This window comes from Amycolatopsis sp. NPDC049868 (assembly GCF_044461365.1).
GTDB lineage: Bacteria > Actinomycetota > Actinomycetes > Mycobacteriales > Pseudonocardiaceae > Amycolatopsis.
Genome location: NZ_JBITKV010000020.1, coordinates 22,921 through 29,937, shown reverse-complemented (window position 1 = coordinate 29,937; position 7,017 = coordinate 22,921). Strand labels below are relative to the sequence as shown.

The window sequence follows — 7,017 nt, the reverse complement described above, 5'->3', positions numbered from 1 at the left end:
TTTCGCGCCCCGCCCACCCCCCCCCCATCCTGCCCGGACGCGCGTGAAGGCCCCCTTCCCTCGGCTGAGCCGAGGGAAGGGGGCCTTCACGCGCTTCGAATCAGCTCACTCCGGCAGAATCGCCGCGATCTCCTCGGCGGACTCCGGCCCGAAGGCCTCCTTGAGCCGGCCCAGGACGTCGACGCGGTCGAAGGACCATTCCTGCGTCCCCACGGTCTCCAGCACCAGCACGGCGATCAGCGAACCCAGCTGCGCCGAACGCTCCAGGCTGAGCCCGCCGTCGATACCCGCGATGAACCCGGCCCGGAAGCCGTCGCCGACACCGGTCGGGTCGACCTTGCCGCGTTCCGGGACGGCACCGATCTGCAGCGCGAGGCCGTCCTTGCCGATGATTTCGACGCCCTTTTCCCCGAGCGTGGTGATCCGCATGCCGACGCGGTCGAGTACCTCGGCCTCGGTCCAGCCGGTCTTCTGCAGCAGCAGCTCCCATTCGTAGTCGTTGCTGAACAGGTACTTCGCGCCCTCGATGAAGGCGCGCACCTGCGCGCCGTCCATCCGGGCCAGCTGCTGCGAGGGGTCGACGGCGAAGGTGTAGCCGCGCTGGCGGCACTCCTCGGCGTGCCGGACCATGCCCTCGGGGTCGTCCGGGCTGATCAGCACGAGCGACAGTTCGCCGGCGTGCGTGGCGACCGGCTCCAGTTCGATGTTGCGGGATTCGGCCATCGCGCCGGCGTAGAAGGTCGCGATCTGGCAGAGGTCCTCGTCGGTGGTGCAGACGAAACGGGCGGTGTGCGCGACCTCGGACACCAGCACCCCGGCCGTGTCGACGCCGTGCCGCTCCAGCCACGAGCGGTAGTCGGCGAAGTCGGAGCCCACCGCGCCGACCAGGATCGGGCTCTTGCCGAGCACCCCGAGACCGAAGGCGATGTTCGCGCCGATCCCGCCCCGCCGCACGACGAGATCGTCCGCCAGGAAGCTCAGTGAGACCCGGTGCAGCTGCTCGGCGATGAGCTGCTCGGCGAACCTGCCCGGGAAGTGCATGAGATGGTCGGTTGCGATACTGCCGGATACTGCGATCCTGGCGCTGGCTGCCACCGGTTCTCCTTGATCGGTCGGCCTCGCGGAGGCGAGGACGGCTAAGTTACCCGCAGGTCATGCCCCATACGGGTTGCTTCAGGCACGGCCATCAACACTACCGGTTGGTAGTGGTGTCCGACTCCACCCTGAGTCATTAGCTTGTCGTTCGTGACCACTTCCGCGTATCACCTCGAACCGGAATCGATCGGCGAACTCATCGCCGACTGTGCCGGCATCCCGTCGTCCCTCCAGGCCGAGAACATGCCCCTGCCCCGGGAGAGCGCTCCGCCCTGGACCGTTGACGAGCGTTGTCTCGCCCAGGTCGCCGATCTGGACGCCTACGTCTGATCCGCTCCGGGCATGAAGAAGGGCCGCGACCTGGGTGAGGTTCGCGGCCCTTCTTCATGCCTCGACGCGGATCAGTGGAAGCTGTCGCCGCAGGCGCAGCTGCCGGTCGCGTTGGGGTTGTCGATCGTGAAGCCCTGCTTCTCGATCGAGTCGACGAAGTCGATCACGGCGCTCGACACGTACGGCGCGCTCATCCGGTCGACGGCCACGCGGAGGCCGTCGAAGTCACGGAACAGGTCACCATCGAGCGTGCGCTCGTCGAAGAACAGCTGGTAGCGCAGGCCGGCGCACCCACCGGGCTGGACGGCGATGCGCAGGTGCATGTCGTCACGGCCCTCCTGCTCGAGCAGGGCCTTCGCCTTGACGGCGGCGGCGTCGGTCAACGTGACGCCGTGGGTCTCCTCGGCGGTTTCGGCCTGAGCTGCGGCTGCCTGCTCAGCGGTCGTCATGGTTCTCCCTCTGGTCGAACTCGCTGCGGGTACTCGTCTTGCACATGGTCCAACACGTCGGAGTCCCGATCTGTTCCCCTCCATGGTGACATATCGCTCGGCCTGGTGCGTGGCACCGTGACGCCCGCGACTACCCTGGTGAGGTGAGGTTCCTGCGCCGTAGCACCACAGACTCCGCCACGACGGACACCGAGACGCCCGACACCCAGGCCGTCGAGGTCCAGGCCAAGGCGTATACGCCGGGCAAGGGCAAGGCCACGCCCAAGCGGCGTGAGGCCGAAGCCAAGCGCCGCGGTCCGGTGGCGCCCCCGCCGACCACCATGCGGGAGGCGATGAAGCGCAACAAGGAGCTCCGCAAGTCCGCGAAGTCCGACCCGGAGTACAAGCAGAAGCAGCGCAACGCCGCCAAGGAACGCCGCGAGCGGATGATGGCGGGCGAGGACAAGTACCTGCTCCCCCGTGACCGCGGCCCCGTCAAGGCGTACATCCGTGACCTGGTCGACTCGCGGCGCAACCTGCTCGGCCTGTTCATGCCGCTGGCGATCCTGGTGTTCGTCGCGCTGATCCTGCCGTACCCCGAGGTCCAGCGGTACGCGACGCTGCTGTGCACCGTGATGCTCCTCGGCATGATCGTCGAAGGTTTCCTCAGCGGGCGCCGGATCGCGAAGATGGTCCGCCTGAAGTTCCCGAACGAGACGGTCAAGGGCACCTCCGTCGGCTGGTACTCCTTCATCCGGGCGAGCCAGATCCGCAAACTGCGGGTCCCGAAGCCCCGCGTCAAGCCCGGCGACAAGGTCTGAGAACCAGTAGGCGGAGCTGAGCCGTATCGGAGAAGGGGCGGACTCGTGAACGCCCTACCCTCGCGTCGCGGGTTCCCCGACCAGCACTGAGCAGGGGAAACCCAGGTCGTTAGCCTGCCTAACGGCCTGGGGTAGAGTCGCGCCCATGGAGTTTCGACGACTGGGCCGCAGCGGCCTCAATGTCAGTGAGATCTCGTACGGCAACTGGCTCACCCACGGGTCCCAGGTGGAAGAGGACCAGGCCCAGGCCTGCATCAAGGCGGCGCTCGACGTCGGCATCACCACCTTCGACACCGCCGATGTTTACGCGAACACGGCCGCCGAATCGGTACTCGGCCGCGGCCTGAAGGGCCTGCGCCGCGAAAGCCTGGAGATCTTCACGAAGGTCTACTGGCCCACCGGCCCCAAGGGCCCGAACGACCAGGGGCTCGGCCGCAAGCACATCATGGAGTCGGCGAACGCTTCGCTGAAGCGCCTCGGCACCGACTACGTCGACCTCTACCAGGCGCACCGGTTCGACCGGACCGTCCCGCTCGAAGAGACGTTCCTCGCCTTCGCCGACCTCGTCCGCCAGGGCAAGGTGCTCTACGTCGGCGTCTCCGAGTGGACCGCCGAGCAGATCACCCGGGGCGCGGCGATCGCGCGCGAGCTCAACGTGCCCCTCATCTCGAACCAGCCGCAGTACAACGCGCTGTGGCGGGTCATCGAGGCGCAGGTCGTCCCGGCTTCCGAGCGTGAGGGTCTCAGCCAGATCGTCTGGTCGCCGATCGCGCAGGGCGTGCTCACCGGGAAGTACAAGCCCGGTCAGCCGCTGCCCGAGGGCTCCCGCGCGACGGACGAGAAGGGCGGCGCCAACATGGTCGCCCGCTTCCTCAACGACGACGTCCTCGAGCGCGTGCAGCGCCTCGAACCGATCGCGGAGAAGGCGGGCCTGACGATGGCCCAGCTGGCCGTGGCGTGGGTGCTGCAGAACCCGAACGTCGCTTCGGCGATCATCGGCGCCTCGCGGCCGGAGCAGGTGCACGAGAACGTGAAGGCGGCCGGCGTGAAGCTGGACGCGGATCTGCTCGCCGCGATCGACGAGGCCCTCGACGGCGTCACCGAGACCGACCCGACGCTGACCCGCTCCCCCTGATCCCCCGCATTCAGTCGACTAATTGCGGATGCTTTCCGCAATTAGTCGACTGAATGCGTCAGTCGCCGTGCACGCGGGTCTGGTAGGCGACCTGACCGTCGAGGTCGAGGGCGTCACCAGGCGCGCGCAAGGGATCGATCCCCAAGCCCCGCAACAACCTGCTCGCGCCGGCGACCCGGTCACCGGTCCGGCCGTCGAGCCGCACCGGTGCGTGGCCCCGCTGGATCAGCAGGCCCTCGACGTCGTCGATCAGCCGGTACGGGTCGTAGACCTGCTGTTCAGGCATGACCACCACCGGGAATCCAGGTGTTCCCGGTGATCCTTTCGTAGACCTCGGTGTAGCGCTTGCGGGTCGCCTCGACGATCTCGGCCGGGATGGCGGGGCCGGGTGGCGTCTTGTCCCAGCCGGTCGTCGTGGACCAGTCGCGGACGAACTGCTTGTCGAACGCGTGCTGCGTCCGGCCCGGCTCGTACTCGTCGGCGGGCCAGAAACGCGACGAGTCCGACGTGAGGACCTCGTCCCCGAGCGTCAGCACGCCGTCGGCGTCGAAACCGAATTCGATCTTGGTGTCGGCGATGATGATGCCGTTCTTCGCCGCGTGCTCCGCGCCCTTGGTATAGACCTCGAGGGTCAGCTCGCGGATGCGGTCCGCGGTCTCCTGGCCGATCTCGTTCACGACGTCGGCGAAGGTCATGAACTCGTCGTGACCGGTGTCGGAGATCTTCGTGGTGGGCGTGAAGATCGGCTCGGGCAGCTTGTCCGCCTCGACGAGACCGGCCGGCAGTTCGACACCGGAGACCTTGCCGTCACGCCGGTATTCGCGCATCCCGAGCCCGGTGAGGTAGCCGCGCGCGATGCACTCGACCTGGATCATCTTCAGCGGCTTGCAGCGCATGGCGCGGCCGGCGAATTCGGCGGGCACGTCGGTCGTGGAAAGGACATGGTTCGGCACCACGTCGGCCATCTTTTCGAACCACCAGGCGGAAAGCTGGTTCAGCAGCGCGCCCTTGTCCGGGATCGGGGTCGGCAGCGAGACGTCGTAGACCGAAACGCGATCCGACGCGACGAGCAGAATGTCGCCGTCGATTTCGTAAAGGTCCCGGACCTTACCCGCGTGAATGTGCTTCATGCCCCGTCCTCGATGTTGTATTCGTAGAAAATCCAGTGGCCCGGCAAAGCCGCCGATTCGCCGTACTCGAGTACGTCACCCTCGGCGGACAAGAACCTGTTGCGACTCAACAGAATCGCCGAACCTTCGGCCACGCCGAGTTCCGCCGCGTCCTCGGCACCCGCCAGCCCCGCGGCGTGCTGAGAATGAGTCGCGGTCAGTACCCGGCCGGTCCGTTCCGCCACGTATTTGACCGTGCCTTCGACGATCCGCACCGGCTCGAACAGCAAGGGCGCCTTCGACGCGACAGCGCCGTCGAACCACGAAACCGACGTCGACACCGGCCGGCCTTCGCCCGCGTACGTGGTCCTTCGCCGCCGGATCACCGGAGCACCTTCATCGATTCCGAGCGCGCCCGCCACCCTGTCCGGCGCAGGCAGGAGGCCCGCTTCGCGGATTTTCGCGTAGTGGCCCGGCGGATAGACCTTGCCGGTTCGCGCGATCGAGATCGTCCGATCGTGCGCGGATCGATGCAGTGTCCTGGTCTGCACCACTGTCCCGATCCCGCGTACCGCGCGGACCAGACCTTCGGCGCGAAGTGTCGAGAGCACCTTCATCGCCGTCGCCATCGCGACGTTCCAGTTCCTGGCGATCTCGCGCGCGGACGGAACCGCGTCGCCTTCCTTGAGCCTGCCCGAAACGATGTCGTCGCGAATGTTCCCCGCGATCTGGAGATACGGCGGTTCGGGTCGATCGACGGCGGGCAAGGTGACTCCTCACAAGGTCGCGCGGTGCGCACAAGCGTTCTAGCACACCAATGGGCGAGCACCAAGGATCCTGCTCACACCCCATTATTACGTACTAGTACACATTCTGGACGGTGCTCTAGTACACCTGTTACTCTCCGCAGAGTTCCCGAAACCCGTTGGGGGGCTCGATGAACCATCTGAGCATCGACGAACTGCTCGAAGAGCTTCGAAGACGCCGGTGGGTCGTCTACATCTTCGGCCCCCGGGAGGAACCGGAGGTGTGTGCCGCGGTGTTCCAGTGGGATACCTGCGCCGACGTCCTCATTCTTCGCGGAGAAGAACGGGCGAGCGCCTTCCGCGTCACCACGGTCGCCGACACCGACGTCTTCCAGCCGGCACTCGTGTCCTGGCAGTACCACTCGACGGCCGACTGGACCCTGCGCGCCGTACTCACCATTCCGCCGCCCGGCGACACCGGCGCGCCGATCCAGCTGCTGCAACCACATCCGGACTGCGTGATCCCGATGGAAGCCCGGCGTCCGGTCACCGTCCTGCCCGCCATAGCGACCGAAGCCGATCAGGGAGATCCCTGACCTCGGCCGATCACCTGCTCGGCGACAACGAGGTCGTGCGGGTAGGTGATCTTGAGGTTCTCCGCGCTGCCCGGAACCCACCGCACCGGCAGCGCGGAGAACCTTTCCATGCACGAAGACGTGTCGGTGCCGACGAAACCCTCACGCTCGGCCGTTTCGTACGCCTCCAGTAACGGGGCGGCGCGGAAACCCTGCGGCGTCTGCACCCTGATCGCGCCGGGCAGTGCGCCGGAAACGGTGTCGCCGTCGACGCGCACGATGTCGTCGGCCGCGACGCCGGGCACCGCTCCCCCATCGCGCCGCGTGCGGTCGAGGACGTCCGCGATCAGTTCCGGGGTGACGAGCGGACGCGCCGCGTCGTGCAGCAGTACCGCGTCGATCTCGCCGCTCTCGATACGGGAAGCCATGTGGCGCAAGGCGTTCAGCTCCGAACCCTGCCGCGTCGCGCCGCCGTGGACGAGTTCGACCTCGCCCGGATGCGCGGCGAGCACCTCGCGCGCGAGTTCGGTGTCCTGCGGCCGGATGACCAGCACGAGCACGTCGATTCCGGGCACGCGGGCGAAGGCGTCGAGCGACCACGCGACGACCCTTTTGCCCGCCACCGGCAGATAGACCTTGTTGAGCTTGGCGCCGACCCGGGTACCCGCTCCGCTCGCGAGCACCACCCCGGCGGCCTTCGTCTGAGCCACAGGCAACTCTGGCACAGCCGGGTGGGTAGGTTGGGCCCGGCCACCAAAGTGATCCGAAGGGGCAGGGC

Annotated in this window: 10 protein-coding genes; 4 read left to right on the top strand and 6 right to left on the bottom strand. The window is 67.4% G+C overall.

The genetic code is table 11. From position 1 onward, the window contains the following. Nucleotides 1–105 precede the first annotated feature (105 nt). Complete coding sequence (locus ACIBTM_RS43020; protein ID WP_395882899.1) at nucleotides 106–1,095, bottom strand: carbohydrate kinase family protein; 990 nt, start codon at nucleotides 1,093–1,095, stop codon at nucleotides 106–108. Nucleotides 1,096–1,236: 141 nt separating this feature from the next. Between ACIBTM_RS43020 and ACIBTM_RS43015 the strand changes: the two genes are divergently transcribed. Continuing rightward, complete coding sequence (locus ACIBTM_RS43015) at nucleotides 1,237–1,425, top strand: hypothetical protein (RefSeq protein ID WP_016336059.1); 189 nt, start codon at nucleotides 1,237–1,239, stop codon at nucleotides 1,423–1,425. Between the two features lie 71 nt (nucleotides 1,426–1,496). Here ACIBTM_RS43015 and ACIBTM_RS43010 read toward each other — a convergent pair whose 3' ends face one another. Further along, complete coding sequence (locus ACIBTM_RS43010) at nucleotides 1,497–1,874, bottom strand: iron-sulfur cluster assembly accessory protein (protein ID WP_005164197.1); 378 nt, start codon at nucleotides 1,872–1,874, stop codon at nucleotides 1,497–1,499. Nucleotides 1,875–2,017: 143 nt separating this feature from the next. Here ACIBTM_RS43010 and ACIBTM_RS43005 point away from each other — a divergent pair, with 143 nt between their 5' ends. Both ACIBTM_RS43005 and ACIBTM_RS43000 read left to right on the top strand, forming a co-directional pair. After that, nucleotides 2,018–2,674: a DUF3043 domain-containing protein gene (locus tag ACIBTM_RS43005; RefSeq protein ID WP_395882898.1), complete on the top strand. Its 657-nt coding sequence runs from the start codon at nucleotides 2,018–2,020 to the stop codon at nucleotides 2,672–2,674. A 145-nt stretch (nucleotides 2,675–2,819) separates the two neighbouring features. Continuing rightward, complete coding sequence (locus tag ACIBTM_RS43000) at nucleotides 2,820–3,809, top strand: aldo/keto reductase family protein (protein WP_395882897.1); 990 nt, start codon at nucleotides 2,820–2,822, stop codon at nucleotides 3,807–3,809. 58 nt (nucleotides 3,810–3,867) lie between these two features. On the opposite strand, the gene ACIBTM_RS42995 is transcribed toward ACIBTM_RS43000, so the two are convergent. Genes ACIBTM_RS42995 through ACIBTM_RS42985 form a run of 3 tightly spaced genes read right to left on the bottom strand, consistent with a single transcriptional unit; the run spans nucleotide 3,868 to nucleotide 5,685 of the window. Then, nucleotides 3,868–4,095 (bottom strand): hypothetical protein, encoded by a 228-nt coding sequence (locus ACIBTM_RS42995; protein ID WP_395882896.1) that lies wholly within the window; start codon nucleotides 4,093–4,095, stop codon nucleotides 3,868–3,870. Continuing rightward, complete coding sequence (locus ACIBTM_RS42990; protein ID WP_395882895.1) at nucleotides 4,088–4,939, bottom strand: phosphoribosylaminoimidazolesuccinocarboxamide synthase; 852 nt, start codon at nucleotides 4,937–4,939, stop codon at nucleotides 4,088–4,090. Before ACIBTM_RS42990 ends, ACIBTM_RS42995 begins: the two co-directional genes overlap by 8 nt. Further along, entirely contained in the window at nucleotides 4,936–5,685 is a 750-nt protein-coding gene (locus ACIBTM_RS42985) for a GntR family transcriptional regulator (protein WP_395882894.1), read from the bottom strand. The genes ACIBTM_RS42990 and ACIBTM_RS42985 overlap by 4 nt, the downstream gene beginning before the upstream one ends. Nucleotides 5,686–5,855: 170 nt before the next feature. On the opposite strand from ACIBTM_RS42985, the gene ACIBTM_RS42980 reads away from it, so the two are divergent. After that, nucleotides 5,856–6,260, top strand: coding sequence for a hypothetical protein (locus tag ACIBTM_RS42980; RefSeq protein WP_395882893.1), 405 nt, complete (start codon nucleotides 5,856–5,858; stop codon nucleotides 6,258–6,260). Here the strand turns inward: ACIBTM_RS42980 and ACIBTM_RS42975 are convergent. Next, entirely contained in the window at nucleotides 6,245–6,925 is a 681-nt protein-coding gene (locus ACIBTM_RS42975) for a 2-C-methyl-D-erythritol 4-phosphate cytidylyltransferase (RefSeq protein ID WP_395883006.1), read from the bottom strand. The two genes, ACIBTM_RS42980 and ACIBTM_RS42975, sit on opposite strands and share 16 nt — an antisense overlap. Nucleotides 6,926–7,017: the final 92 nt, after the last annotated feature.

Bases quoted from the DNA above. Each gene is read 5' to 3' on its own strand.
- ACIBTM_RS43010 (WP_005164197.1), bottom strand. From the start codon at position 1,874: ATGACGACCGCTGAGCAGGCAGCCGCAGCTCAGGCCGAAACCGCCGAG.
- ACIBTM_RS43000 (WP_395882897.1), top strand. From the start codon at position 2,820: ATGGAGTTTCGACGACTGGGCCGCAGCGGCCTCAATGTCAGTGAGATC.
- ACIBTM_RS42995 (WP_395882896.1), bottom strand. From the start codon at position 4,095: ATGCCTGAACAGCAGGTCTACGACCCGTACCGGCTGATCGACGACGTC.
- ACIBTM_RS42990 (WP_395882895.1), bottom strand. From the start codon at position 4,939: ATGAAGCACATTCACGCGGGTAAGGTCCGGGACCTTTACGAAATCGAC.
- ACIBTM_RS42980 (WP_395882893.1), top strand. From the start codon at position 5,856: ATGAACCATCTGAGCATCGACGAACTGCTCGAAGAGCTTCGAAGACGC.